Raw genomic sequence first — 26,437 nt, 5'->3', positions numbered from 1 at the left:
AGCGCAACTGTGATCATAACCTTACTGTATTTGTATTGTTGCCGGAGCCGCCGGCGTGTATAAGTAACAAAATTTGCGCCGTACAGGAGGAAACAACGAAAATGGAAAGCAAAATTGAAGTGCTCGCCACCGTCAAAATCCAGCATTCCGATGATTTGTACAAAATTGTTGACTGCTTGAATCGGACGCTGAAGCGCGACAATTTGATGTTTGGGCTTGCTTTGGATGAAAACGATAAACGCCAAGCGGTCTTTACGATTTATCGGACGTGATCGCCATGAAAAAGTGGGGATGGCTTGCTCTAATTTTTTTGGGTATCCTCATTTGGCAGGCATGGTCGATTTACGGTGAGGCGATGGTGCCAAAACGGTCAATGGTGGAAAAAGCGTTTGCGCGGGCGAAGGAAGCGGTTGGGCTTGTCGACGTGAAGAAAGTCTATACATATTATGGCGATGAAGCATGCACCGTATTCATCGGCCGGACGAAACAAGAGGAGACAGACGTCGTTGTTTGGGTGCCGGAAAAAAAGGGGGATATCGTCGTCAAGAAAGCAAATAGCGGCATTAGCGAAGCGGAAGCACGCGCCATTTTACAACGCGACCGACATCCGCAACGCGTGATTGACGTGACGCTTGGCATGGAAAAGGGCGTACCTCTTTGGGAGTTGACATATATCGATGCAGAAGGAAGGTATTCGTTTTATTACCTCCATTTTGCCGATGGTTCATTCTTAAAGAGGTACAGTTTTCAACGTTGAGCATATGAGGGGGAAGAAACGATGAAATTGGCAAAACGGGTGGCGTCGCTGACGCCATCGGCGACTTTGGCCATTACGGCGAAAGCAAAAGAACTAAAAGCGGCCGGGCATGACGTGATTGGTCTCGGAGCTGGCGAACCGGATTTCAACACGCCACAGCACATTCTTGATGCCGCCATCAAGGCAATGAACGAAGGACATACGAAATATACACCATCGGGCGGTTTGCCGGCGTTAAAGGAGGAAATTATAAAAAAATTCGCCCGCGACCAAGGCTTGGATTATGAGCCGGCTGAAGTGATTGTATGCGTCGGAGCGAAGCACGCCCTTTACACGCTGTTCCAAGTATTGCTCGATGAAGGCGACGAAGTGATCATTCCGACGCCATACTGGGTGAGCTATCCGGAACAAGTGAAACTGGCGGGCGGTGTTCCGGTTTACGTCGAAGGGCTTGAACAAAATCATTTTAAAATTACGCCGGAGCAGCTGAAACAGGCAATCACGCCGCGGACGAAAGCGGTTATCATCAACTCGCCGAGCAACCCGACTGGCATGATTTATACAGCCGAAGAGTTGAAGGCGCTTGGTGAGGTGTGCCTAGCGCATGGTGTATTGATCGTGTCAGATGAAATTTATGAAAAATTGACTTACGGCGGGGCGAAGCATGTGTCCATCGCTGAGTTGTCGCCGGAGCTGAAGGCGCAGACAGTCATCATTAACGGCGTGTCAAAGTCGCATTCGATGACGGGCTGGCGCATTGGTTATGCGGCGGGGCCGAAAGATATTATTAAGGCAATGACAGATTTGGCGAGCCACAGCACGTCCAACCCGACGTCAATCGCCCAATACGCGGCCATCGCTGCTTACAGCGGGCCGCAGGAGCCGGTCGAACAAATGCGCCAAGCGTTTGAACAACGGCTCAATATCATTTACGACAAGCTCGTGCAAATTCCAGGATTCACGTGCGTTAAGCCACAAGGGGCGTTTTATTTGTTCCCGAACGCCCGCGAAGCGGCTGCAATGGCCGGCTGCCGCACGGTCGACGAGTTCGTCGCTGCCTTGTTGGAGGAAGCGAAAGTCGCGCTTGTGCCCGGCTCTGGGTTTGGAGCGCCGGATAACGTTCGCTTGTCATACGCGACATCGCTCGATGCACTGGAAACCGCCGTGGAACGCATCCACCGGTTTATGGAAGCGCGCGCTTAACAAGCGGCGGCTTTGCCCAAAGCAAAGCCGCTTTTTCCGCGCCCGCTGCAGCGGCGGTGATTTCGCGAAAATCAGCCGGATGCATGATTTTTTAGCGGTTGCCCCGCACTGTTTTCTACGGTTGTGCCGAGCCGGCCAGAGGCGAAAGGTTTCCTTGGCCGTTGCCGTCGTTTCGCCAGAACGATATAATAGCGAATGAGATGGACGTGTCGATTATTGGAGGGAATGTGTACGTGAAAACGACGATTGCTGAAGTGAACCAATATGTAGGTCAAGAAGTCACGATCGGCGCTTGGTTGGCGAACAAGCGCTCGAGCGGAAAAATCGCCTTTTTACAGCTGCGTGATGGGACTGGCTTTATTCAAGGTGTAGTTGAAAAAGCGAACGTCTCAGAAGAGGTATTTCAACGTGCGAAAACGCTGACGCAAGAAACGTCGCTCTATGTGACCGGCACGGTGCGCGTCGACGAGCGTTCACCGTTCGGTTATGAGCTTTCGGTGACGAACATACAGGTCATCAATGAAGCGGTCGATTATCCGATTACGCCAAAAGAACACGGTGTCGAGTTTTTAATGGATCATCGTCACCTTTGGCTTCGTTCGCGGCGCCAACATGCGATCATGAAAATCCGCAACGAATTGATCCGTGCGACGTATGAGTTTTTTAACGAACGCGGCTTCGTCAAAGTCGATGCGCCGATTTTGACTGGCAGCGCACCGGAAGGAACGACCGAGCTGTTCCATACGAAGTATTTTGACGAGGATGCCTATTTATCGCAAAGCGGCCAGCTATATATGGAAGCAGCAGCCATGGCGCTCGGTAAAGTGTTTTCGTTCGGTCCGACATTCCGTGCCGAAAAGTCGAAAACGCGCCGCCATTTGATCGAATTTTGGATGATCGAGCCTGAAATGGCGTTTTACGAATTTGAAGACAATTTGCGGCTGCAAGAAGAGTATGTCTCTTATCTCGTACAGTCGGTGCTTAGCCGTTGCCAACTTGAGCTCGGGCGCCTTGGACGCGACGTCACCAAGCTTGAGCTTGTCAAGCCGCCGTTTCCGCGTCTAACGTATGACGAAGCGATCAAGCTGCTGCATGACAAAGGGTTTACCGATATCGAATGGGGCGATGACTTCGGTGCGCCGCATGAGACAGCCATCGCTGAAAGCTTCGACAAGCCGGTGTTTATCACTCACTACCCGACGTCGTTAAAGCCGTTTTATATGCAGCCAGATCCGAACCGTCCGGACGTCGTGCTATGTGCTGATTTAATCGCGCCGGAGGGATACGGGGAGATTATCGGCGGTTCCGAGCGCATTCATGATTATGAGCTGCTCAAGCAGCGTCTCGAGGAGCATCATTTGCCGCTTGAAGCATATGAATGGTATTTAGATTTGCGCAAATACGGTTCCGTGCCGCACTCCGGATTCGGGCTCGGCCTCGAGCGAACGGTTGCTTGGATTTGCGGCGTTGAGCATGTACGCGAGACGATCCCGTTTCCGCGGTTGCTCAACCGTCTATACCCGTAAAAAAACCCCCTGCAAAAAGGGGGTTTTTTCGCTAGTGTCATGTTATACTATAGTTGAGGTGCATCGGCATGGAAAAGAAAAAGGTGGCCGAATGGCTGGCGCAAGGAAGCGTCGTCGTTCCGAAACTGTTGCTGGACCATTATAAGCAGCTTGGCTTGAGCGAAGGGGAGCTCGTTTTGCTTTTGCATATGCAATCGTTTTTGGAAGAAGGCATCGTCTTCCCGACACCGGCTGAGCTGGCTGAAAAAATGACTGTTTCGGCGGCAGAATGTATGGAGATGGTGCGTCGGCTTTTGCAAAAAGGAATGGTCGGCATTGAGGAGCATACGGACGAACGTGGCGTTCGCGGCGAAAAATATACATTGGAACCGCTCTGGGAACAGTTGGTACATCATTTGTACGCACAGACCGTCAAAGACGGGCAAATCGGTCAGCAAAAAGAAGAAGAAAGCTTGTATACGATATTTGAGCAGGAGTTTGGCCGCCCGCTTTCCCCATTTGAGTGCGAAACACTCTCGATGTGGATCGACCAGGACGGTCATGAGCCGGCCATCATTAAGGCAGCACTGCGCGAGGCGGTGCTATCAGGGAAATTGAATTTCCGCTACATTGACCGCATTTTGTTCGAGTGGAAAAAGAATGGAATCCGGACGATCGAACAGGCGCACGATTACGGCAAAAAATTCCGCAAGCCGAAATCGTCCGCCCGCCCGGTGAAACAAGCGACAGGGGAATTTAAGCAGACGATTCCGTTTTTTAACTGGCTTGACTCATAAACGAGAGGCATTGTCTCTCGTTTTTGTTTGGCCAACATGGACAGATGGACCGAAGATGGCGAAAGGAGAAGGAAACCGGTGTTGACAAAGCAGCAAATTCGCTACTGTTTGGATGAGATGGCCAACATGTTTCCTGATGCGCATTGCGAGCTTGTGCACCGCAATCCGTTTGAACTGTTGATCGCGGTCGTCTTATCGGCGCAATGCACCGATGCCCTCGTCAATAAAGTGACGAAGCGGCTATTTGAAAAATACAAGACACCGCATGACTACATTGCGGTGCCGCTTGAAGAGTTGGAACAAGACATCCGTTCAATTGGCTTATACCGGAACAAAGCGAAAAACATTCAAAAACTGTGCGCGATGTTAATTGAGGAGTACAACGGTGAAGTGCCGCGCGACCGCGACGAATTGATGAAACTGCCCGGCGTCGGGCGGAAGACAGCGAACGTTGTCGCATCCGTCGCGTTTGGCGTACCGGCCATTGCCGTTGATACGCACGTCGAGCGCGTCAGCAAACGGCTCGGTTTTTGCCGCTGGAATGACTCAGTTCTCGAAGTCGAACAAACGTTGATGAGAAAAATTCCGAAAGAGGAATGGTCGATCACTCACCATCGGATGATTTTTTTTGGCCGTTACCATTGCAAGGCACAAGCGCCGCAATGCCCGGTATGCCCGCTTCTGCACTTATGCCGTGAAGGAAAAAAACGGATGCGAAAGAAGGAGAATGAACGTGCGCGTGCCGACTAAGTTCGCCCATCCGCTCTTTTTCCCGGACGGCCAAATGCGTGATACGCTTCCTAATGAACCGTTTCCGCGCCTGCTTAAACACGTGCCGTTTTATTACGATATCGTCCACATTCCTCCACTGCCGTGGGAGGAAATCGAACGTTCACTGCCGGCGCTCGTTGCCCTTTGGCGAGAAGAAAAAGAGGAACTCGAACTCTGTTTCGCCCGCCGCGACCGACGCGCCGCCCGCAGCCCGATCGTGCGTGGATTGTCGTATTTGCTGTCGGCGCTCTGCTGGCTGAATGGCCAGCCAGCAACCAATGTAGTCCGTTGGGAGGAGATGGTGGCGGCACTGCCGTATAAACCTGCCAACGCCGTTGAGCGGCTGCAGTTTATTTTCGACCGTCCGGATTTATACCCAGCGTTTGTTCAGCTTCACGAGCTGTTTGTTGAGACAGAGAAGCTCGCTGGCAAACAAATCGCCATGAAAAAACGGATGACCCCATAAATGGGTCATCCGTTTTTTATTTGGCAACTTAGTTGAGTTATTGACGGTTTTCACCGTTCGCGCCAGAGACGTTCGTATTCGGCAGCGTTGTTGGTGTCGTCAGTGCAGAGGCACTACTATTGTCCTGGCTATTGCCCTAGTTGTTGTCCTTGCTGCTGCCCTTGCTGTTGTCCTTGCCGTTGTCCAGGTTGTTGCCCAGGCTGTTGTCCAGGTTGTTGCCCAGGCTGTTGTCCAGGTTGTTGTCCAGGTTGTTGTCCAGGTTGTTGTCCAGGTTGTTGTCCAGGTTGTTGTCCAGGTTGTTGTCCAGGTTGTTGTCCAGGTTGTTGTCCAGGTTGTTGCCCAGGCTGTTGCCCTTGGCCGTTGTTTCCATTGTTGTTATTTCCGCTGTTGCCATCTTGCCCGTTATGTCCATCATTCCGGCCATCATCACCATTTTCCTCATCATCCGGCGTTGTCGGGCCTTCACCTTGCTCACCGCCAGGGATGCGGACGTTCGTGATGGCTGGTTTGCTCATCCGCTCGCCATCTTTCGCATAGACGGCAATCGTATACGAAGCGCCTGGCGTTGGGTTCGCGATCGTCATCTTCAGGTCTTTCGTTGTCACAGTTTCCGTATGGCCTTGGTCGTCTTTGATGCGCACTTCAAAGAGCGTATTGTCGGTTTGTTTATCGTACGACCAAGTGACAGAAATCGCATTGGTAGCTTGGTCATACGAAGCGGTTAAGCCTTTCACCGATGGCAGTTCTTTTGGTTCGTCTTTCGCTACTTCTGTCGGTTGGGAGCCTCGCACGAACAGTTCATACGTAATCTCGCTTGCCGGCGTATGTTTACTTGCTAGTTTCGGTGGATTCGTGCCTTTTTTAATCGGCACTTTCACCACGCTGTCCGGCTGTTCGAATTTCCCACTGCCGTCGTCGATGTGAGAGATGAGCGCTTTAAAGAGCGAACGCGAAATTCTTTGTTCCGCCTTGCTGAGATTTGCGGTGCTGCTTCGTTTGCTGAAACCGGTCCAAACAGCGGCGGTATAGTTTGGTGTATAGCCGACAAACCAACTGTCCGGCACAGCGCTCTCCGGTAAATTAAACTTGGCGCCGGACGGGCCATAGTTTGTCGTCCCCGTTTTGCCGGCCACCTCAACCCCCGGAACGTTGGCGCTTTGCCCTGTACCAGAACGGACGACCGATTTGAGCATATCTGTGATCATGTAAGCGGTGTAGTCCTGCATAACCCGTTTCGGCTTCGGTTTTAAATCCATTTCCGTGCCGTCCGGGAAGACGATTTTTGTCACCGCGTACGGTTTGGTATACAAACCGTTGTTGCCGAAGGCACTGTAGGCACCGGCCATTTGCAGCGGCGACACATAGCGTGCGACACCGCCGATCGAGTACGCTTCCTCTACCTTATCAAAGCCCATGCCAAGCCGATTGGCAAATTCTTGCGCCCGCTCTTTGCCGACCGCTTGGAACGCTTTTAACGCCGGGATGTTACGCGACCAAGTAAGCGCATAGCGCATCGTCACCGGTCCTTTGTATGTCCGATCGGCGTTGCGGATCGGTGTGCCGTCTGAATACGTGTACGGTTCATCAACGATAATGTGTGCAGTTGACCATTTTAAATATTCAATGGCCGGTCCGTAGTCTAAAATCGGTTTAATCGCCGAACCGGGCTGGCCGACCGGCTGAATGGCGTAGTTAAAGCCGAACTGGACATGATCGCGGTTTCGCCCGCCGCCTAAAGCGCGAATGGCGCCTGTTTTCGTATCGACGAGGGCGATAGCCGATTGTAAGTCTTTTTTATTGGTGAAGTACTGCTCTGAGTTTAATAGTTTTTCGACATGCGACTGCGCTTCTTGATCAAGCGTGGTGTAAATTTTCAGTCCGTCTTCAAAGACGTTAACGTTCGCTTTGTCAGTCACTTCTTTGATCACTTCGTCAATGAAGGCATCATACGGCACGGAGCTTTGCGGTTTTTTCCGTTCGGTAAGCATCGATTGGATCGGCACTTGTTTCGCCTTTTCCGCCTCTTCTTGGCTGATGAAGCCGTGTTTCGCCATGAGCGACAAAACAGTATCGCGCCGTTTTTTCGCCGCCTCCGGATGGTCATATGGATTGTACCGGTTCGGGCTTTGCGGCATACCGGCTAAGAGCGCCGCTTCCACAAGCGTCAACTCTTTTAAGTTTGTCTTGCCAAAGTAATATTCTGCCGCCCGGGCAACGCCGTAAATGCCGTCTGAATAATAAATTTTGTTCAAGTACATTTCTAAAATTTCTTGCTTTGAATATTTTTGCTCAAGCTGCAGAGCGAGCCACGCCTCTTGCGCCTTTCGCTCCAACGTTTTTTTCGGCGACAGGAACGACAATTTCACTACTTGTTGGGTGATTGTACTGCCGCCTTCTGCCCCGAATCCTTCTTGAAAATTGGCGACGACGGCGCCGACTAAGCGGACAACATCGATGCCGTGATGGTCATAAAAGCGAGCATCTTCGGTTGCCAACACGGCATTTTCAAGCACTTTCGGCACGTCTTTATACGAAATGTACGTTCGTTTGTGGCCGCCAAGTTCGGCGAATTTTTTTCCGTTCATATCGTATACGGTTGAAGAGAGCGGGTCTTTGATTTTCGTCTCATCAAGCGGGGGAGCGTCCTTGACGAAATAGGCGAACGCCGCCACGCCGCTGGCCGCTCCGATGAAAATCACAAGCAATATGGCAATGGCGATCGTCTTCAACCACGATAGTCCTTTTTTCTTTTTCGCCTTCTTTTGTTTCGCTTGTTTCGCCTGTTTCTCTGCCTGCTTTCGTTCCACACGAGAACGATATTCACCAGACATAAGCAAATCCTGCCTTTCTTACAAGTTTTCACCTCATACGGTGAAGTACACTTTTTCTACTACACTAATATAATCAATTCTCGGCTGATAGCCAAGTGGGATATAATGCCCATATTGCTCGATCTCCCGCTTCGGAATCGACTTTCGCCCGCCGGCTTCTTGTTCATTCCAACGGGCAATTAAATGGGAGGCATCAAGCAAGTACGTTTCATTCAGCACAGAAAAGCGCAAAATGGCAAAGCAAATGCCGCCATGGGCCATCACTTGCTCCATATGGCGGATTTGGTGGGCATGGAAATTTTTTAGCGGAAACGCCGTTTTGTTTTTCGTTTCCTTCGCTTCAAAGTCGATGTATTTGCCGCGGTAGACGCCGTTGTAGTCGGTCGTCGACGCCTGCCGGAAATAGGCCTCTTTGATGACGGCGGCGCTCCGTTTCGGATAATCGACGCGGACGATTTGCACCGGAGTCGGCTTTTTATGGATGACGGCGATGCCGTGCTCCCGATAATATTCATTCGTCGCGTTTAAGTCGTCTTCGAGCGTCATGCCGCGGTTGGCATAGCCGGCTGCCGCCGGCGGTCGCACCGCGCTCGGTCCGTTTCCGCGGTATTCTTTTCCTCCTGGATATTTGAGTGCCATCGCGTTCATCTCCTTTGAATGGTTTTTATTATACCATACGCTCGGAAAAGATGCGCCTTTTTTTCTTCCCCACGGCTGCGCCTGCTCTTGTTGTCGAATGGCGGCCGCTTCTCACTTTCTTTGCCGAATACGTTCTACTTTTGTCGCCGTAGCAGGGAGTTGTTCTTCCCGTCGCGAATGGAATATCATCATGCCAGAAATGGGGGAGAAGGAATGGAAAAACGGCTCGTCAAAAAAGAAGAAATTGAAAAACAGCTCCAGGAAATTGTCGCGCTCATTGAGCAGGTGGATGCCAAAATGGAACAAGTCATTGCTGATGTCATTGAAGAACAGTATGCGCAAAATAAGGAGCAGCTCGGGCATCTCGAAGGGAGAATCGCCGGTGTAGAACGGCGGCTTGACGGGGGAAAAGGGGGAACCGAGCTGCGGCTTTCATCAAAATTGTATTTGGTGTAGCTGGTTGATATGATATGATGAAACATATACCAACAGTTCGCAGACGTTCCGGATCGGCATTTGCACTGGACATTCTTCAAACTGAGTTCATCAATATACGCAAGGAGGGCCGCCATGGGGGAAGAGCTGAAAGCGCTGACGGAACAGCTTCACGAGTACAATGAACAGCTGTTGGCGATTGCCCGGCGTGCTCGCGAACGGAATCAAGAGCCAGATTTTTTTGCCGAAGTTAAACCATTTGCGGAGGAAGTGCAGGCAGCCGCCGAACGATGGAAAGAGGCCGCTTCCCGTTGGATTCGCCAGACGCAGCCGAAATATGTTCACGAGCGACAAATTGAAGCAACGGTTGATCATATGACAAAACTGAGCGTTGAGGCATTTTATCCATCCGTTCCCAACCGCCGCATCAAGCAATACAGCCAGGCGGTTGCCTATACGCTCGACCTTGTCAAGGATCGGCTTGGCGAAACAAGCTAGGCTGAAAAAGAGCGATGTTTTCATCTCGAAATGGAAAAGCTGCCCCCTTTGCCGAGGGAGACAGCTTTTTTCTTATGTGTCTTTTCCTGTTGTGATCGAAACAGGGCCGCTCTCTGCGGTAGCGACGGTGTTGATCTCATATTCGACCCGTTCGGTATGCTTTGGCGGTGCTGGTTCACCATGTTTCGGTTTTTCGTGATCATGGCCTTTTCGTTTATGATTGAAATGCACGCCTCGTCCCATTGCACAACACCCCCTTTATATTACGATGGGGCGTTTGAGTGAGAAATATGCAAAAAAAAAAGAAGGGAAAAGCTCCCCTAAGGTCTAAAGTCCTGCGAATTCTCCTGTTTCATTCGGTTGATAGGCTCCAGCTTTTTCTAAATCACGCACTAAGTCGCGATACTCGGCGAGCGAAATCTCCCCGCGCAAATAAAGGCGGCGGGCAAAATCGAGCAGTTCGTTCGCCTCAGCTGGTTCGCAATGTTTGACCACCATGAACTTATGTTTCAATTCAGCAATACCCATTGATGCTTTTCCCCCTTCCCCTTTTTTACATCGTACCATGAAAGTAGGGGAAAAAATTGATTTCCGAAAATTAAAACTTCCGACAAGAGATGACATGTCCGCGCGCACGCCGCTCAGTATTGGCACATATACTAGTGGCAGCCTGAAGGAAAAATCGACGATCAAAAAATGGGGGAGAACGAACATGTACCGTTATCCGCGCCCGGTTCCGCCGCCACCCATTCATGGGCCATATAGTCTAAATGGTCATGGGCCTTATCTCAACCATTGGTCTTCACACATTTCATCACCGCCTGCCCATTGGCCTCACGCTGCACCATTCCATGCTGCGATGCCTTCGTACCCGATGCCATATCCGAAGCCGGAGCCGTTGCTGCCGCCACCGCGCCCGTCTTTTCTCGCCCAGTTTAAAAACAACGACGGGACGTACGATATTAACAAAATGATGAATACGATGGGGCAGATGATCAATACAGTCAATCAAGTGAACGGCTTGTTAAAAGGGCTGCTCAGCACGTTTAAAAAATGAGAAAGCCGCTCCCCCGTTCGGTAGGGGAAGCGGCTTTCGCACCGTTAAATCAGCAGCTCGTATACTTCATTCAGCTGATAGACGCGCTCATAATCGCGCTCATCCATCGCATAGCGGATCTCATGAGGCAAAATGCGGTCCAAAAAGGCGCTCTCTTCTTGCGTCAAGTCACGGACAAACTCTCCTTCCCCCTGATACGGTTTGCTGATTAGCTTTTTGTAGATGCGCTTTGGCGTATCATCGTGACCATCCAAGTAGTTAGACAAAATTTCCCGCAAATAGGCGAGCGTTTGTTCCATTACGGTTTGCCCCCTTCAAAAAAAGAAGCAAACGTCCGGCTGACGTTCGTTTTGCCTTTTGCATATGGATTTTCATCTGTGATGCGCTCCGGATCGAGGTTCGTTTTAATCACCAACATCGGCTCATCAGACGGCTCATTGATCAGCCGGTCGTTCAGCTGTTTAAAGTCAGGCAGTTTCGTCATTCGTTTTGCACCTCCTACCAAGTAGCGTAGCTTACCAACAGCGAAAGTATGTATGTCTCGTTTATGCGGTGGAAAAACGCGCAAGCTAATGGCAAACAGCAAGGGGGTGAGCAGACAGTGACGAACCGGAACGACAATCGAAAACGGAAAAACAAATACCCAAACAATCGCGAAGAAATCGGGAAAGAATGGGACATCCAAAAAGATCCGACACCGGAAAACAACAACCGATACGGAAGCCCGTCGCATAAACAATAGAAGACGAATGCAAAAAAGCCGCTCCCGATATCGGGAACGGCTTTTTTACGGCGCGCCTGGGCCGACAAAGGGCGCGTTTTTGAATTTTGACAGCAAGGCCGTTTGTACGATGTTTTTTGACCGTTCTCTCACTTATTTTCTCAGCCAAACGCGTTGTCTCAACGATGTTCATTCACTCAATGTCAATGTATTTCCGCTTTTGCGGCAGTCGGATGATGAGCGTGCCGTTTTGGAACGACGCTTTCACTTCATGTTCGGCAACCGGATACGGAAACGGGATCACCCTCGTCACGCGCCGCCGCGCTTGCTGTCGCTCGTATACATGACCGTTGGCGTCGGCTGATTCGATCATTTCCTGATGATCGATGATAAGCTGCAGCCCGTCTTCGTGCCATTGTAGGCTGATTTGCTCCCGTTTGATGTCGGGCAGCCGGACGATGAGTTGGTAATCGTGTTTCGTTTCTTTCACTTCGATCGGGATATATGCTTCAGCAAATGTTTGCGCGAAGTAGTCGTCAAGTGTTTCAAATAATTTTTGCAGCGGCCGTTCATCAAACCATTGATTTACCATTTTCCGTAAATGGTGGAATGGGTGATCTCCTCCCCTGCCGGCTGGCGGCTGAAACGGTTCATTCATCGCGCTCCCCTCTCTTTCGTTTTTTGAAGTAGCGGATCCAGCGTGCTTGGATGTCTCTGCTCGACCATATTCCCCTAACCGTTGTCAACCATTGATCAGCAATGCGATTCACTTTCAATGTATGTATGAAAAACGAAAAAGTCACTCTGTGTTTTTTAGCGATTTTTCATGTAGATTTCATTTACACCGGATATAATGGCATCACTGTCGATAAGGGAGGAGGCAGTGCCATGCATTGGATTCATTGGCTTGTAACGTTGTTTTTCTCTGGAACTGCCGTATCGCTTCTTTCTTATCAAGCGTTTGAAATCGTTCAAGCTATTGTCGATTGGTTTGTTGACCGCCACTCGTAGCGGGAATATCCATGCAGGCAGCGGTTAGAGCGTGTACACGGCCCAGCTCAGCGAAAGGTACGTGAAGACGGGCGGCTGTTTTAGAATCCACCCGAAGCGGGGCGGCCAAAACAGCCGCCTGTTTCATTTCGAAGGCCGGTCGCCGCCGCCGGTTCGCTTTTGTAGTAAAATTGAATTAAGTCCGGAGCGGGAAAAGAAAATAGACGCAGGAGATGAGGAATGGCCGATGAATGGACGGATTTTATTGGTCGAAGATGAAGCAGGGTTGGCTCGCTTTTTGGAACTTGACTTGATGCATGAAGGATTCGATGTGCATGTATGCGGAGATGGGCGCGAAGGGCTTGAGCTCGCTCTCTCTGAACCGTGGGATCTCATTTTACTTGATGTTATGCTGCCAAGCTTAAACGGCATGGAAGTCTGCCGGCGCATTCGGGCGGCGAAATCGACGCCAATCATCATGATCACGGCGCGCGACAGCGTATTTGATCGCGTCATGGGGTTGGATAACGGAGCAGATGACTATATTGTCAAGCCGTTTGCGATTGAAGAACTTCTCGCCCGCATCCGCGCTTTGTTTCGCCGCGTTCATCCTGAATCGGGCGGACAAGTGTTGACGTTTAAAGACTTAGTCGTCGATATGCAGGCGCGTACGGTCAAAAAAGGGAATGCGTTTATCGAATTGACGAAACGTGAGTATGATTTGCTCGTCGCCTTTATGCAAAATATCAATGTTGTGTTGACGCGTGATTTGCTACTTGAGAAAGTATGGGGATTTGACACTGAGGTGGAGACGAATGTTGTGGACGTCTATGTCCGCTATTTACGGCAAAAGCTTGACGAACACAATAAAGAGCGGTACATCCAAACGGTGCGCGGCGCGGGATATGTGATGCGGCCATGAAACGACTTCGCCTCCACCGTCTGTCGTTGAAAGGGAAGCTGACCGTTTTATCCGCCGGCGCGATTTTTATTACGTATTTTATTTTCACATTTTTGCAATACCATATTGTGAGGCAATGGCTGCTCAACGAAGAAGAAAAAACGATGGAACAAACTGTGATAGAAATTGAAACTTATTACGCTGAAAAACGTAATGTATCATGGGAAGATATTCGCCGCAGCCGTTCGTTTCTCGAAAAACTGAATGAGCGCTATCAGCTCATTCGTGTCACCGACCGTGACGGAAACGTTATCGTCTCTGTTTCCAACGGTGCGACAGTATCGCTGTCAACAGGCGGCGTGCCTGACAAGCTGAAAATGGATGAACACTTCATCAACAATGAGCGGTTTTTGTTGCTTCGCCAACCGCTTCATATCGGGGACTTGTCTGGGACGATTGAAGTCGCCCGCCGATTGACGAAATTCGAACAAGTGACGAACACGCTATTTGTCATTATGACAGTGCTTGGTTTTGCGGCCATGGCAGCGAGCGCGCTCGCCGGACGGCTTGTGGCACAAAGCTTTATCCGGCCGTTGAAAACGTTGGCAAAAACGATGGCCGACATTAAAAACAACGGGTTAAAGCAGCGCATCGATGTGCCTTCGGCGCGTGACGAGGTCACCGAGCTCATGATGATGTTCAACAGCATGATGGACGAAATTGAACGTTCATTTGCCCTGCAGAAGCAGTTCGTCGAGGATGCGTCCCATGAATTGCGGACACCGCTAGCCATTTTGCAAGGCCATCTTTCCTTGTTGCAGCGGTGGGGCAAGCACAATCCAGAGATTTTGGAAGAATCGCTTGAGGCGGCGGTGAAAGAGGCAGAACGGCTGAAGCGCCTTGTTCTTGAGCTGCTTGATCTATCGCGTACCGAGGAGATGGAAGTGCCAAAAGAGCTCACGCCTATTGATGCTGCCGCAGCCATCGGGCAAATTGTGAAAAATTTCCGTATTTTGCACCCGGATTTTCAATTCATTGTTGATCAACCGGAAAAACCGTTGGCGCGCGTAGCGATCGCAAAACATCATTTTGAACAATTGCTGTTCATTTTGCTTGACAATGCGGTAAAATATTCTCAACAGGTCAAAAAAATCGCTCTTTCGTTGCGCGAGGAAGGATCGTTTGTTACGGTGGCCATCCGCGACTATGGTATCGGCATTCCACGCGAAGAGCTGGAAAACGTCTTTTTACGTTTTTATCGCGTCGATAAGGCGCGCAGCCGCGAACAAGGCGGCGCCGGGCTCGGTCTTTCGATCGCCAAGGAAATGATCGATAAATACGGCGGGCAAATTACGATGGAAAGCGAAGCCGGTCAAGGAACAACGGTTGAGCTCGCCATTCCGAAAGCAGAATAGGAGAGGAGTTGAGACAATGGGGCATTTTCATGAAGAAGAGGCGGTGGGCAAAAAAGCGATTCATCATGTCGTGGAGAAGTTCCGCAAGCGCGGAGTGAAAATCGCGACATGCAAACCGCGAACAATGATGTCACTGTCGTGCTTAGACGAGGTCGATAAAATGAGAGGATAGACTAGGGAGAGGGCAATGGGGAAGAAACAACAAATTGTTCCGGCTATGAAAACGATGAAGCAGTTTGATGCCTTTTTGGCGAGCGGCTATGAAATCGGGGTGCTGCTCGAAGTACATATTGCCCAACTAAAAAGCATCTTCGATTATGCGCGTCGGCATGGCAAGCGGCTTATCATTCACGCCGATTTAGTGCAAGGGCTGAGCCATGATGAACATGCGGCGGAATACCTTTGCCAAGAGTTTCGCCCGCATGGCCTCATTTCGACGAAGGCGAGCGTCATTATGAAGGCGCGGCAAAAACGCGTCCTAGCCGTGCAACGCATCTTTTTACTTGATTCGCACGCTTTGGAGAAAAGCTACCAGCTGATCGCGAAAACCAATCCCGACTATATTGAAGTCATCCCGGGCGCGATGCCGCACATTATCCGCGAGGTAAAGGAGCGAACCGGGAAACCGATTTACGCCGGCGGACTCATCCGCACTCCAGACGATGTCAAGCGGGCGCTAGAAGCTGGCGCAACGGCGGTGACGACGTCAAACGAAGCGCTATGGCGCCACTACGATCGGGATGGCGATGAGTAGGCGGAGATCGTTGAAGCATCGAGCTAGCCAAACGGGCGGCAATCTGCTATAATAAAATCAACAAGTTAATCATCAGTCAGGAGACATGGAGAGACCATGCATACATGGTAGGCAGAACGCTTATCGTGTTTGTCATGGTCTCTTTTTGTCTTTTTTGCACAGGAGGGACTAATCGATGGCTTTTTCAAGCAGACAGCGGAGTGAGTTGTTTAAAGCTATGAGTGAAAAAACGTATGATGTGCTTGTCATCGGCGGGGGGATCACTGGTGGCGGTATCGCCCTTGATGCGGTTTCACGCGGCATGCAAACGGCGCTTGTTGAAATGCAAGATTTTGCGGCTGGGACGTCGAGCCGCTCGACGAAGCTCGTTCACGGAGGTTTGCGCTATTTAAAACAGTTCGAAGTGAAAATGGTCGCTGAAGTTGGGCGTGAACGAGCAGTCGTTTACGAAAACGGCCCGCACGTCACGACACCGGAGTGGATGTTGCTGCCGATTTATCGCGATGGGACGTTTGGCAAGTGGAGCACCTCTGTCGGCTTATGGCTGTATGACCGGCTAGCCGGCGTGAAGAAGAGCGAGCGGCGGACGATGCTTAATGCTAAGCAGACGTTAGAAAAAGAACCGCTGTTAAAGAGCGACGGGCTCCTCGGCGGTGGTTACTATGTCGAATACCGGACTGACGACGCTCGTTTGACGATCGAAGTGATCAAAAAGGCGGTCGAGCTTGGCGCCGACGCCGTCAACTATACGAAAGCAGAACAGTTTTTATATGACGACCGTGGTCGCATCATCGGCGCCCGCTGCCGTGACATGCTAAGCGGGCAGACGTATGACATCCGTGCGAAAACAGTCGTCAATGCCGCCGGGCCATGGGTCGATACATTGCGTGACAAAGACGGCTCGAAAACGAATAAGCGGCTCCAGTTAACAAAAGGTGTCCATCTTGTCATTGATCAAAAGCGGTTTCCGCTCAAACAGGCAATTTATTTTGATACGCCGGACGGCCGCATGGTATTTGCCATTCCTCGTGATGGAAAAACGTATGTCGGCACGACTGATACGTTTTATGACAGCGACCCTGCCCATCCGACGATGACGGAAGAAGACCGCGATTACTTATTGAAAGCAATCCGGTATATGTTCCCATCGGTTGGCATCACGGCTGATGATGTCGAATCAAGTTGGGCCGGCGTCCGCCCGCTCATTTATGAAGAAGGGAAAGATCCGTCGGAAATTTCCCGCAAAGATGAAATTTGGACATCGCCGTCGGGGCTCATTACGATCGCGGGCGGCAAGCTGACTGGCTACCGAAAAATGGCGGAAACGGTCGTCGATCTTGTCGCCAAGCAGCTTGAGAAAAAGGAACAAAAAACGTTCCGGCCATGTCAAACGAAACAGTTGCCGATCTCCGGCGGCGATGTCGGCGGCTCACGCGAGTTGCCGGCATTCATCGCCAAAAAAGCGGAAGAGGCGGTACGTTATGGATGGACGAAAGAAGAAGGGGCACGACTGGCAAAACAATACGGTACGAACGTTGATCGGTTGTTTGCTTTAAGCAGGCAATACGATCGCTCATCTGGCTTAACGCGAGAAACGTTCGTCCGCCTCGTTTACGCGATTGAAGAAGAAATGGCTGTCAAACCCGTCGACTATTTCATCCGCCGCACCGGTTCGCTGTTGTTTGACATTGATTCTGTCCGCCGGGAAAAAGAAGCAGTCATTGCGTTTATGGCCAGCTATTTACATTGGACAGAGGAGCAGACAGCAGTGTATACGAAGGAGCTGGAGCAAGCTCTCTGCCAAGCGGTGTTAGCAGTGGGGGGATGACCGGAGGATCGTAAACAAATAGAAGAATTTTAGTGGGGACAGATGCTCGATAAAGAGGATCCATAGCACCTATCAGGCTCGAATACGGGTACTTTTTTGCTAGATTTTCACGTAAAGTTTACGTAAAATAAAGAAAAGATGAAAGCGGGGGAAGAGGATGGCGATTACCTACAATCCGCAAACGAAGCAGTTTCATTTGCGAGCGGACAAAACAAGCTATATCATGCGCCTTTTCCACTCCGGCTATTTGGCGCACGTGTATTGGGGGAAAGCGGTGCGGGATTGCCAGGCTGCGCGGGGATTTCCACGGCTAAACCGTGCCTTTTCCGCCAACCCCGTCCCATCCGATCGCACGTTTTCGCTCGATACGCTGCCGCAAGAGTACCCGGCCTACGGTAACAGCGATTTTCGCGCTCCGGCGTATCAAGTACAGCTTGAGAATGGTTCGACGGTGACCGATTTGCGCTATAAGACGCATCATATTTACAAGGGGAAGCCTAGACTTAACGGACTGCCGGCGACATATGTTGAACACGAACACGAGGCAGAAACATTGGAAATTGTCCTTGAAGATGGACTCATTGGCCTCCGAGTGACGTTGCAGTATACCGTTTACGAAAAGTGGAATGTCATCACGCGGGCGGTCCGTTTTGAAAACAACGGCAATGAGCGATTAAAACTGTTGCGGGCGTTGAGCATGAGCATTGATTTTCCGGATGCCGATTACGACTGGATTCATCTTCCGGGGGCATGGGCGCGCGAGCGTTGGGTGGAGCGGTGTCCGCTTCTCACCGGGGTGCAAGCGGCTGAAAGCCGCCGCGGTGCGAGCAGCCACCAGCAAAACCCGTTCATTGCCCTCGTGCGAAAAAACACTGATGAGCACCAAGGTGAGGTGTACGGGTTTAGCCTTGTGTACAGCGGTCATTTCCTTGCTCAAATCGAAGTCGATCAGTTTCAAACGGCCCGCGTCTCTATGGGGATCAACCCGTTTGATTTTACGTGGCTATTGGAACCGGGCGAATCGTTCCAAACACCGGAAGTCGTTATGGTCTACTCTGATCAAGGGTTAAATGGGATGTCGCAGACGTACCATGAACTATATCGCACCCGCCTAGCTCGCGGCACGTTCCGCGACCGCGTCCGCCCGATTTTAATCAACAATTGGGAAGCGACGTACTTTCATTTTAACGAAGAGAAACTTGTCAACATTGCGAAAACGGCCGCGGAACTGGGCATCGAGCTGTTTGTGCTCGATGATGGTTGGTTCGGTGAGCGCGATGATGACCGTCGTTCCCTCGGTGATTGGGTGGTCAATCGGCGCAAACTCCCGCACGGTTTAGACGGACTAGCGAAACAAGTCAACGAGCTTGGGCTGCAGTTCGGCTTATGGATTGAGCCGGAAATGGTGTCACCCAACAGTGAGCTGTACCGCAAACATCCGGACTGGGTCCTCCATGTGCCGAACCGTCCGCGCTCTGAAGGGCGGAATCAACTTGTGCTCGATTACTCCCGCCAAGACGTATGTGATTATATCATTGAAACCATCTCGAATGTGCTTGCGAGCGCTCCGATTGCGTACGTAAAGTGGGACATGAATCGGCATATGACGGAAATCGGCTCGGCTGCCTTGCCGCCTGAGCGCCAACGCGAAACGGCGCATCGCTATATACTGGGGCTATATCGCGTTATGGACGAGATTACTTCGCGCTTTCCGTACATTTTGTTTGAAAGCTGTTCGGGAGGGGGAGGACGGTTTGACCCGGGGATTCTTTACTATATGCCACAAACGTGGACGAGCGACAATACGGATGCCATCTCACGTCTGAAAATTCAATACGGCACGAGCCTCGTTTACCCGATCAGTGCCATGGGGGCGCACGTCTCGGCTGTACCGAACCACCAGGTCAAGCGGATGACGCCGCTCAAGACGCGCGGCCATGTCGCGATGTCGGGCAACTTCGGCTATGAGCTTGATATTACGAAGTTGACGGAAAAAGAAAAGGAAACCATTAAAGAACAGGTGGCATTTTACAAAGACGTGCGTCATCTTGTCCAGTTCGGCACGTTTTATCGGCTGTTAAGCCCGTTTGCGGGCAACGAAGCCGCATGGATGTTCGTCTCTGCCGACCGCTCGGAGGCGCTTGTCGCCTACTTCCGTGTTTTGGCCGAAGCGAACGCCCCGCTGTCATACTTGCGCCTTAAGGGGCTTGACCCGAATCAAGACTATGAAGTTGAGGGGCTGGGTGTTTACGGGGGCGACGAGCTGATGTATGCCGGAGTAGCCTTGCCGTACCGTTTGGGTGATTTCATTAACATGATGTGGCGATTGAAAGCTGTTCAACGATGAAGAGATGTTCTCGCTGGAGCCTATGCACCAACCTAAACGAATCGAACCCGTTGTCGTTTAGACATCGGGTTCAAATTGTTTGAGCTTCTCGATGATGCGGCGCTTTCGATAAAGCATCTTCCCAGTTTCAGCGATGTCTTCCATAAACGATTTGTTAAACAGCGAACCGAAGATGACGCCGATGATTGGCACAGCTTGGAACAGCTTTTTCCATCCGTATTGGTCGCGGAACGTCATCATCACTTCCCGCCAGCCTTGCAGCTCGGAAAAGACATGCTCACGCTGACTGGAAAATGAAGAAATTTCGTCTAAAATCGCTTTTTTTCCGACGATGTCCGCCGCGGCAAACTGCAAGCATTTGACAACAAACACGCGCTCTTGTTTTTCGTTTGGGTCGTATCCGTATACGATGGCGATCTCTTGCAGTGTTTTCAACGCGAGCCCAAGCAAAGAAGGGATGTCTACCGCCAGCGTCAACGCCCCGCCAACCCCAGTCGCTGCTCCTTGCAGCTGTGCGAACGTCACGCGCGCCGCGATCAACTCATCGCACACGCGATCCATGGTCTCAAGCGGCAAATACGGCACTTCCTCGAGCGACGTGACACCAAGACGTTCCAATATGTTCTCTTTCTTCACTAAGTATTTCCCGCCGTTTTGAATATAGCTTCCTAATTCGTCGAGCAATTGCCCGAGCTTTCGATGAACAATTTTTGGCGTCAGCTTGTCGAGCACTTGAAACGGCAAGCGGCCGAGCTTTTCCCAAAACCAAAGGTCTTTTTGGGAACGTTCCCAAGCAGTGATGGCGTCAAGTTCTTGTTTCAGCGTTTGTCGAGCTTCCATTCCGTTCCGCCTCCTTTAATAAATAAGGTGAATCAATACTCGAATGTTTATACGTATAAAAAAAGATCGTGTTTCACAATTGATTTTAAATAAAATATTTACTAAAATATTTACAAAAAAGAGAATAACTCAATTTGATTTTTAAGGAGGCCCTTCCATGATCTCCACGTTAAAACAGCAATTTACCAAGCTTTTCGGCGGGCTAGAAGAAGACATCCGCATGTTTTTCGCCCCTGGCCGCGTCAATTTGATTGGCGAGCATACTGATTATAACGGCGGGCACGTGTTGCCGTGTGCGCTTACGATTGGCACATATGCGCTTGTGCGACAAACGAAAGTGCCGCTCGTGCGGCTGTATTCAAAAAACTTCCCAGAAACTGGCGTCATTACTGTGCCGTATGATGATTTGTCATATCGGAGAGAGCATAGCTGGGCGAACTACCCGAAAGGGATCATCGCTGCCTTTCAAGCGCTCGGCCCGCTAGGGACCGGATTAGACATTTTGTATTACGGCACGATTCCAAACGGCGCGGGATTGTCGTCATCGGCGTCGATTGAGCTTGTGACGGCCGTCGCCTTAAACAACTTGTTTGAGCGGCAGCTCGATCAGTTGGAGCTTGTGAAAATGAGCCAGAACGTAGAAAACAAATACGTTGGCGTCAATTGTGGCATTATGGACCAGTTTGCCGTCGGCATGGGGAAACAAAACTCGGCGATCTTATTGAACTGCCAAACGCTTGAGTATCGCTATTTGCCGCTTGCGCTCGACGACTATTTCATTGTTATTGCGAACACGAACAAAAAACGGGGCTTGGCGGATTCAGCGTACAATGAGCGGCGGACGACGTGCGAAACGGCACTCGCGAAACTGCAAACGGTGCGGAACATCGCCTCGCTTGGTGAACTGACGAGCGCAGAGCTGACTCAATATGCTCATCTTCTTTCCCCGCTTGAGCAAAAGCGGGCCCGCCATGCGGTGACGGAAAACGAGCGTACGCTCGAGGCGGCCACAGCGCTTGAGCAAGGAGATCTCGTTCGTTTTGGCGAGCTGATGAAGCAGTCGCATATGTCACTGCGTGACGACTATGAAGTGACGGGCATTGAGCTCGATACGCTCGTTGAAGCGGCGTGGGCGCACGAAGGAACGATTGGGGCGCGCATGACCGGCGCCGGGTTTGGTGGCTGCACGGTGAACGTGGTGAAAAAAGCATCTATTCAAGATTTCGTTAAACAAGTTGGAAGGACATATGCCGAAAAAATCGGCTATGAAGCGAGCTTTTATGTCGTTGACGTTGGCAATGGGGCGCGTGAACTGATAGAAATGGAGGAGATGTGCCGATGATTTTGATTTGTGGCGGGGCAGGGTATATCGGCAGTCATGCGGTGTACCGTCTGCTCGAAAAAGGGGAAGAGGTCATTGTTGTTGATAACTTGCAGACCGGGCACAGAGAAGCGGTGCATCCGGATGCGCGGTTTTGCCAAGGGGATATTCGCGACCGCGACTTTTTGCGCACGGTGTTTCAGCAGTATGATATTGAGGCGGTGATCCATTTTGCGGCCAACTCATTGGTTGGTGAAAGCATGGAAGAGCCGCTGAAATATTACGACAACAATGTGTACGGCACACAAGTGTTGCTTGAAGTGATGAAGGAATTTGATGTTAGACAAATTGTTTTTTCTTCAACCGCAGCGGTGTATGGGGAACCGAAACAAATCCCGATCGTCGAAACTGATCCGACAGAGCCAACGAACGCATATGGAGAAACGAAGCTGGCGATGGAAAAAATGATGAAATGGGCAGATCGCGCCTACGGTATCCGCTCGATTTCGCTCCGCTATTTCAATGTCGCTGGGGCGTATGGCACGACGATCGGCGAAGATCACAATCCGGAGACGCATCTGATTCCGTTGATTTTAAAAGTGCCGCTCGGCCAGCGCGAGGAAATTTTCATTTTCGGCGATGACTATGATACGCCGGACGGTACGTGCATTCGTGATTACATTCATGTGCTCGATCTTGTTGATGCCCACGTTTTGGCGCTTAACAAACTGCGAAACGGGGCGGATAGTGATGTATACAATTTAGGCAACGGCAACGGGTTTAGCGTTAAAGAAGTGATTGAAGCGGCGCGGCAAGTGACCGGGCATCCGATTCCGGCTCGTGTCATGGCACGGCGGCCAGGCGACCCGGCGAAACTCGTCGCCTCGTCCGACAAAGCGAAGCGCGAACTCGGCTGGGAGCCAAACTACCCGTTCATTACAGATATCGTCGCTTCGGCATGGGAATGGCATCAAGCACGGCCAAACGGTTATCGGGGTGTATGACAATGGAAACGATCTTTGCGGCGATTGAACAACTGATTCATTATGCTCAACATCGTGGTCTGTTAGCGCCGGAAGATGTGGTGTACGCGCGCAACCGCCTGCTTGCGACACTGAAGCTCACGGAATGGCAGCCCGCCGAGGCCAAAGACATTCCTTTGGCCTCTCCCGATCGGGTGTTGAACGCCATCATCGATTGGGCGTATGAACAAGGATTGTTGGAAACGAATACGATGACCGAGCGTGATATATGGGATGCGAAACTGATGGACTGCGTCATGCCGCGGCCGTCGGAAGTGATCCGCGCCTTTTACGAGCGATACCGCCGCGACCCGCAGGAGGCGACGGACTGGTTTTATTCGTTGAGCCAAGCGTCCAATTACATTCAAACGGCGCGCATCGCCAACAATCAGCACTGGAAAGTGTCAACCATCTATGGAGAATTGGATATCACCATTAACTTGGCGAAACCGGAAAAAGACCCGAAAGAAATCGCCAAACGAAAAGAGATGCCATCATCGTCGTATCCGAAATGTGTGTTGTGCAAAGAAAATGAAGGGTATGAAGGAACGTGGGGCCATCCTGCCCGCTCCAACCATCGCGTCATCCCTATCACTTTATTAGGCGAGCAGTGGTATTTTCAATATTCCCCTTACGTGTATTACAATGAACATTGTATCGTCTTTCATGCCGAGCATGTGCCGATGAAAATGGATCGGAAAACGCTTGAACGGTTGCTTGATTTCGTAGAACAGTTTCCACATTATTTTATCGGCTCGAATGCTGACTTGCCAATTGTCGGCGGTTCGATTTTAACACATGACCATTTTCAAGGCGGACGCTATACGTTTGCGATGGAAAATGCGGAGATCGAGGAATACATTTCCATTCCTTCGTTTCCGTCATTGACGGCAGGTATTGTCCGTTGGCCGATGTCAGTTATCCGCTTAACAGGAGCGAAAGAGGAAGTGTTGGAAGCAGCGGTACGCCTGTATGACACGTGGCGGGCGTACAGCGATCCTGATGTTGACATCATCTCCTACAGTGGTGATGTTCCGCACAACACGATCACCCCGATCGCCCGGCGTCGTGGTCATTTGTTTGAACTTGACATCGTGTTGCGCAACAATCGGACGTCCACGGAACATCCGTACGGCATTTTTCATCCGCATGAAGAACTACATCATATCAAAAAAGAAAATATCGGCTTGATTGAAGTCATGGGATTGGCGGTGTTGCCGGGTCGACTTGCCTTGGAGCTCGAGACGTTGGCTGATTATCTTGTGCACCGGACGAAAAAAGAAGACTGGGATGAAACCATGCTTAAACATTGGGACTGGTATGAATCCATTCTCTCAGCTAATCCGTATACTACGAAAGACAACGTTTACGAGTTGTTGCGCAATGAAGTTGGGCAGCGGTTTGTCACCGTGTTAGAGCATGCTGGGGTGTTTAAACGGGACAAGCGAGGGAAGGATGCGTTCCGACGCTTTCTCAGCTATGCAATTGCAAACATGTCGTCCTTTGTATAAATGCGGCGAAAAAACTCGTTTCATATGAAACATAAGGAAGGGATCGCGAACAGACTATGGCTACGCTAAAAGAAATTGCTGAAAAAGTCGGTGTCTCAGTCGCGACAGTGTCGCGCGTGCTCAATTATGATACAACACTATCCGTCTCGGATGAGACGAGAAAGCGCATTTTTGAAGTTGCTCAAGAGCTGAACTACAAAACACTAAGGGAACGAAGCCAGCAGGCGCGCGAATCGTTTCGCCTCGGGCTGATTCATTGGTATTCCGAACGTCAGGAAATCGATGACCCGTATTATATGGCGATCCGTCTTGGAGTGGAAAAAGAATGTTTTGAACGTGGCATCCAACTTGTCAAATTGTTCAAACAGAACGGCGCTTATCCGATTGAACGGATGAAGGAACTTGATGGTATCATCGCTGTCGGGAAATTCGGACCGAAAGAAGTGAGCGACTTTGCTCGAGGAGCGAAGCAAATCGTGTTCGTCGACTGTTCACCTGATGAACGTCAGTTTGACTCGGTCGTCATCGACTTGCGCCAAGCGACGATCACGGTGTTGGATTACTTGCTTCAGCTTGGGCACACGAAAATCGGGTATATCGGCGGCCGCGAATATGTCGATGGGGAGACGCCGATCCGCGATGAGCGCGAAACAGCCTTTTACGAATACTTATACGTCAAAGAGATGTACGACTCGCGTGATGTATGGATTGGCGCCTTTACTGCTGAAGATGGCTATCGGCTGATGAAAGAAGCGATTGCCAAAGGTGATTTGCCGACGGCGTTTTTTATCGCCAGCGATTCGATGGCAATCGGCGCTTTACGCGCGTTGCATGAGGCGGGGATTGCTGTTCCTCAGGACGTAGCCATCGTCGGGTTCAATGATCTTCCGACTGCGGCATTTCTCCATCCCCCGCTTTCGACAGTGAAAGTGTATACTGAGTTTATGGGGGAAACAGCTGTTGAGCTACTCATCGAACGGTTGACGACAAAACGGACGATTTGCAAGAAAGTCATCGTGCCGACCGAACTCGTCGTCCGTGCTAGCAGCGAGATCGATAAAAAGGGGAGCGGTCAATAAGCCGCTCCCTTTTCATTAATGAAATTCGATGTCGACGCGCTTTTTCGTTCCTGCCGCTGTTTTTGGGATGTGAATATCGAGCACACCGTTTTTGTATGTCGCGCGAATGTTTTCCGTCGCCGCATCAGCTGGCAGCGTGATCGAGCGTTGGAAGCGGCCGAAAAAGCGTTCGCGCCGGTGCATTTGTTCTTCTTTGACATCATGATGGCGCTGAATGGTGCCGCTGATCGTCAACATATTGTTGTTTACATCAATATGCACATCTTCTTTTCGCTCAAGCCCTGGCAAATCGCATGAAACGACGTACTCGTTGGCTGTTTCATGCATGTCCATGCGCGGCATCCAGTGATGTTCGTCCGTATGGGCAAACAGCGACGGAAAATCACTTGTAAAAAAGCGGTTCATATCGCGACGGATCGATTCTAAATGGCGGAACGGATCATACGGAATTAACGCCATAGCTGCTTTCCTCCTTGACATGAAATGTTTTTCCGTTCAGTAGTGTGAGTCGGATTCTCCTGATTTATGTATGATTCGCTTGCAATTGTTCCATTGCCGTCAAATATGCTTGAATAAGTGCGATTTTCATGTCATTCGGCAAGTCAGCGGAGGACACTCGCTTCATGGCATAGTAAAACTTCACTTCGGGTGTCTGCCGTACGCGCGGATGCGTCCACTCATCGCGCAGCTCTTGAATGATCATTTCATATAGAAGAGACTTGCTTTCCTGTTCATTGAGCGATTCCGAC

Annotated in this window: 32 protein-coding genes (1 of these 32 cut by a window edge); 22 read left to right on the top strand and 10 right to left on the bottom strand. The window is 50.7% G+C overall.

All coding sequences use genetic code 11. The features are described from left to right. Positions 1-101 precede the first annotated feature (101 nt). The 7 genes from NSQ22_RS11505 to NSQ22_RS11475 all read left to right on the top strand — a co-directional run bounded on the left by NSQ22_RS11505 (position 102) and on the right by NSQ22_RS11475 (position 5,499). Positions 102-272 (top strand): YpmA family protein, encoded by a 171-nt coding sequence (locus NSQ22_RS11505; RefSeq protein WP_008879583.1) that lies wholly within the window; start codon positions 102-104, stop codon positions 270-272. A 5-nt stretch (positions 273-277) separates the two neighbouring features. After that, positions 278-757 (top strand): DUF5590 domain-containing protein, encoded by a 480-nt coding sequence (locus tag NSQ22_RS11500; protein WP_008879582.1) that lies wholly within the window; start codon positions 278-280, stop codon positions 755-757. Between the two features lie 21 nt (positions 758-778). After that, positions 779-1,960: a pyridoxal phosphate-dependent aminotransferase gene (locus tag NSQ22_RS11495; RefSeq protein ID WP_008879581.1), complete on the top strand. Its 1,182-nt coding sequence runs from the start codon at positions 779-781 to the stop codon at positions 1,958-1,960. Positions 1,961-2,193: 233 nt separating this feature from the next. Further along, entirely contained in the window at positions 2,194-3,486 is a 1,293-nt protein-coding gene (gene asnS / locus NSQ22_RS11490; protein ID WP_008879580.1) for an asparagine--tRNA ligase, read from the top strand. A 68-nt stretch (positions 3,487-3,554) separates the two neighbouring features. Further along, the gene (locus NSQ22_RS11485) at positions 3,555-4,262 is read left to right on the top strand and encodes a DnaD domain-containing protein (RefSeq protein WP_008879579.1); all 708 of its coding nucleotides are present in this window, start codon (positions 3,555-3,557) and stop codon (positions 4,260-4,262) included. Between the two features lie 78 nt (positions 4,263-4,340). Continuing rightward, positions 4,341-5,012 (top strand): endonuclease III, encoded by a 672-nt coding sequence (gene nth, locus NSQ22_RS11480; protein ID WP_008879578.1) that lies wholly within the window; start codon positions 4,341-4,343, stop codon positions 5,010-5,012. Then, positions 4,996-5,499, top strand: coding sequence for a YpoC family protein (locus tag NSQ22_RS11475; RefSeq protein WP_008879577.1), 504 nt, complete (start codon positions 4,996-4,998; stop codon positions 5,497-5,499). The genes nth and NSQ22_RS11475 overlap by 17 nt, the downstream gene beginning before the upstream one ends. A 128-nt stretch (positions 5,500-5,627) precedes the next feature. Here the strand turns inward: NSQ22_RS11475 and NSQ22_RS11470 are convergent, their stop codons facing one another. Both NSQ22_RS11470 and recU read right to left on the bottom strand, forming a co-directional pair. Next, positions 5,628-8,330, bottom strand: coding sequence for a penicillin-binding protein 1A (locus tag NSQ22_RS11470; RefSeq protein WP_099233407.1), 2,703 nt, complete (start codon positions 8,328-8,330; stop codon positions 5,628-5,630). A gap of 33 nt (positions 8,331-8,363) precedes the next feature. Next, entirely contained in the window at positions 8,364-8,969 is a 606-nt protein-coding gene (recU, locus tag NSQ22_RS11465) for a Holliday junction resolvase RecU (RefSeq protein WP_087960121.1), read from the bottom strand. A gap of 177 nt (positions 8,970-9,146) precedes the next feature. Here recU and NSQ22_RS11460 point away from each other — a divergent pair, with 177 nt between their 5' ends. After that, positions 9,147-9,425, top strand: coding sequence for a hypothetical protein (locus tag NSQ22_RS11460; RefSeq protein ID WP_339263492.1), 279 nt, complete (start codon positions 9,147-9,149; stop codon positions 9,423-9,425). 114 nt (positions 9,426-9,539) lie between these two features. Beyond that, positions 9,540-9,902 carry a YppE family protein gene (locus NSQ22_RS11455; protein ID WP_008879573.1) on the top strand — a complete coding sequence of 121 codons (363 nt, stop codon included), beginning with the start codon at positions 9,540-9,542 and terminating at the stop codon, positions 9,900-9,902. A 72-nt stretch (positions 9,903-9,974) separates the two neighbouring features. Here NSQ22_RS11455 and NSQ22_RS11450 read toward each other — a convergent pair whose 3' ends face one another. Beyond that, a complete protein-coding gene (locus NSQ22_RS11450; protein WP_008879572.1) occupies positions 9,975-10,145 on the bottom strand; it encodes a hypothetical protein in 171 nt (56 codons plus the stop codon). Positions 10,146-10,229: 84 nt separating this feature from the next. Continuing rightward, on the bottom strand, positions 10,230-10,430 hold the full coding sequence (locus NSQ22_RS11445) for a YppF family protein (RefSeq protein ID WP_008879571.1): 201 nt from the start codon (positions 10,428-10,430) through the stop codon (positions 10,230-10,232). 184 nt (positions 10,431-10,614) lie between these two features. On the opposite strand from NSQ22_RS11445, the gene NSQ22_RS11440 reads away from it, so the two are divergent. Further along, the gene (locus tag NSQ22_RS11440) at positions 10,615-10,959 is read left to right on the top strand and encodes a YppG family protein (protein ID WP_008879570.1); all 345 of its coding nucleotides are present in this window, start codon (positions 10,615-10,617) and stop codon (positions 10,957-10,959) included. Positions 10,960-11,003: 44 nt separating this feature from the next. Here NSQ22_RS11440 and NSQ22_RS11435 read toward each other — a convergent pair whose 3' ends face one another. Continuing rightward, positions 11,004-11,258 carry a sigma-G-dependent sporulation-specific acid-soluble spore protein CsgA gene (locus NSQ22_RS11435; RefSeq protein WP_008879569.1) on the bottom strand — a complete coding sequence of 85 codons (255 nt, stop codon included), beginning with the start codon at positions 11,256-11,258 and terminating at the stop codon, positions 11,004-11,006. Next, positions 11,258-11,443, bottom strand: a complete 186-nt coding sequence (locus NSQ22_RS11430; protein ID WP_008879568.1) for a hypothetical protein — start codon at positions 11,441-11,443, stop codon at positions 11,258-11,260. The genes NSQ22_RS11435 and NSQ22_RS11430 overlap by 1 nt, the downstream gene beginning before the upstream one ends. A gap of 63 nt (positions 11,444-11,506) precedes the next feature. Between NSQ22_RS11430 and NSQ22_RS11425 the strand changes: the two genes are divergently transcribed. After that, positions 11,507-11,701, top strand: a complete 195-nt coding sequence (locus NSQ22_RS11425; protein ID WP_190300704.1) for a hypothetical protein — start codon at positions 11,507-11,509, stop codon at positions 11,699-11,701. Between the two features lie 172 nt (positions 11,702-11,873). On the opposite strand, the gene NSQ22_RS11420 is transcribed toward NSQ22_RS11425, so the two are convergent. Beyond that, positions 11,874-12,338, bottom strand: coding sequence for an Hsp20/alpha crystallin family protein (locus tag NSQ22_RS11420; protein WP_008879566.1), 465 nt, complete (start codon positions 12,336-12,338; stop codon positions 11,874-11,876). 230 nt (positions 12,339-12,568) lie between these two features. Here NSQ22_RS11420 and NSQ22_RS11415 point away from each other — a divergent pair, with 230 nt between their 5' ends. From NSQ22_RS11415 to NSQ22_RS11385, 7 genes are all read left to right on the top strand, one after another. After that, positions 12,569-12,691 carry a hypothetical protein gene (locus tag NSQ22_RS11415; protein ID WP_008879565.1) on the top strand — a complete coding sequence of 41 codons (123 nt, stop codon included), beginning with the start codon at positions 12,569-12,571 and terminating at the stop codon, positions 12,689-12,691. Positions 12,692-12,917: 226 nt separating this feature from the next. Further along, positions 12,918-13,592 carry a response regulator transcription factor gene (locus NSQ22_RS11410; RefSeq protein WP_008879564.1) on the top strand — a complete coding sequence of 225 codons (675 nt, stop codon included), beginning with the start codon at positions 12,918-12,920 and terminating at the stop codon, positions 13,590-13,592. After that, positions 13,589-14,986, top strand: a complete 1,398-nt coding sequence (locus tag NSQ22_RS11405) for a HAMP domain-containing histidine kinase (RefSeq protein WP_029760956.1) — start codon at positions 13,589-13,591, stop codon at positions 14,984-14,986. The genes NSQ22_RS11410 and NSQ22_RS11405 overlap by 4 nt, the downstream gene beginning before the upstream one ends. Positions 14,987-15,002: 16 nt before the next feature. Further along, positions 15,003-15,158 carry a hypothetical protein gene (locus NSQ22_RS11400; RefSeq protein WP_008879562.1) on the top strand — a complete coding sequence of 52 codons (156 nt, stop codon included), beginning with the start codon at positions 15,003-15,005 and terminating at the stop codon, positions 15,156-15,158. Between the two features lie 15 nt (positions 15,159-15,173). Further along, the gene (locus tag NSQ22_RS11395) at positions 15,174-15,740 is read left to right on the top strand and encodes a glycerol-3-phosphate responsive antiterminator (protein WP_008879561.1); all 567 of its coding nucleotides are present in this window, start codon (positions 15,174-15,176) and stop codon (positions 15,738-15,740) included. A 175-nt stretch (positions 15,741-15,915) separates the two neighbouring features. After that, on the top strand, positions 15,916-17,568 hold the full coding sequence (locus NSQ22_RS11390) for an FAD-dependent oxidoreductase (protein ID WP_008879560.1): 1,653 nt from the start codon (positions 15,916-15,918) through the stop codon (positions 17,566-17,568). A gap of 157 nt (positions 17,569-17,725) precedes the next feature. Beyond that, positions 17,726-19,915, top strand: a complete 2,190-nt coding sequence (locus NSQ22_RS11385; RefSeq protein WP_081157161.1) for an alpha-galactosidase — start codon at positions 17,726-17,728, stop codon at positions 19,913-19,915. Between the two features lie 57 nt (positions 19,916-19,972). Here NSQ22_RS11385 and NSQ22_RS11380 read toward each other — a convergent pair whose 3' ends face one another. Continuing rightward, the gene (locus NSQ22_RS11380) at positions 19,973-20,755 is read right to left on the bottom strand and encodes an EcsC family protein (protein ID WP_029760954.1); all 783 of its coding nucleotides are present in this window, start codon (positions 20,753-20,755) and stop codon (positions 19,973-19,975) included. 157 nt (positions 20,756-20,912) lie between these two features. Between NSQ22_RS11380 and NSQ22_RS11375 the strand changes: the two genes are divergently transcribed. Genes NSQ22_RS11375 through NSQ22_RS11360 form a run of 4 tightly spaced genes read left to right on the top strand, consistent with a single transcriptional unit; the run spans position 20,913 to position 25,688 of the window. Further along, entirely contained in the window at positions 20,913-22,097 is a 1,185-nt protein-coding gene (locus NSQ22_RS11375) for a galactokinase (RefSeq protein ID WP_008879557.1), read from the top strand. Further along, on the top strand, positions 22,094-23,080 hold the full coding sequence (gene galE / locus NSQ22_RS11370) for a UDP-glucose 4-epimerase GalE (protein ID WP_008879556.1): 987 nt from the start codon (positions 22,094-22,096) through the stop codon (positions 23,078-23,080). The genes NSQ22_RS11375 and galE overlap by 4 nt, the downstream gene beginning before the upstream one ends. 2 nt (positions 23,081-23,082) lie before the next feature. After that, the gene (gene galT, locus NSQ22_RS11365; protein ID WP_081157160.1) at positions 23,083-24,609 is read left to right on the top strand and encodes a UDP-glucose--hexose-1-phosphate uridylyltransferase; all 1,527 of its coding nucleotides are present in this window, start codon (positions 23,083-23,085) and stop codon (positions 24,607-24,609) included. Positions 24,610-24,665: 56 nt separating this feature from the next. Then, complete coding sequence (locus NSQ22_RS11360; RefSeq protein WP_081157159.1) at positions 24,666-25,688, top strand: LacI family DNA-binding transcriptional regulator; 1,023 nt, start codon at positions 24,666-24,668, stop codon at positions 25,686-25,688. A gap of 15 nt (positions 25,689-25,703) precedes the next feature. Here NSQ22_RS11360 and NSQ22_RS11355 read toward each other — a convergent pair whose 3' ends face one another. After that, positions 25,704-26,147 carry an Hsp20/alpha crystallin family protein gene (locus tag NSQ22_RS11355; protein ID WP_008879553.1) on the bottom strand — a complete coding sequence of 148 codons (444 nt, stop codon included), beginning with the start codon at positions 26,145-26,147 and terminating at the stop codon, positions 25,704-25,706. 64 nt (positions 26,148-26,211) lie between these two features. Next, positions 26,212-26,437, bottom strand: partial view of a hypothetical protein gene (locus NSQ22_RS11350; protein ID WP_008879552.1) — the 3' portion only. 65 nt of this gene lie beyond the right edge of the window; the window shows 226 of its 291 coding nt (coding positions 66-291); the start codon falls outside the window, past its right edge — the gene reads right to left on this strand; its stop codon occupies positions 26,212-26,214.

Origin of the sequence: Geobacillus sp. FSL K6-3411 (genome assembly GCF_037965715.1) — a bacterium.
In the GTDB taxonomy this organism is placed as follows: Bacteria; Bacillota; Bacilli; order Bacillales; family Anoxybacillaceae; genus Geobacillus; species Geobacillus thermodenitrificans.
Note: the sequence above shows the minus strand (reverse complement) of the source record. Positions and strands in the feature narration are given on the sequence as shown.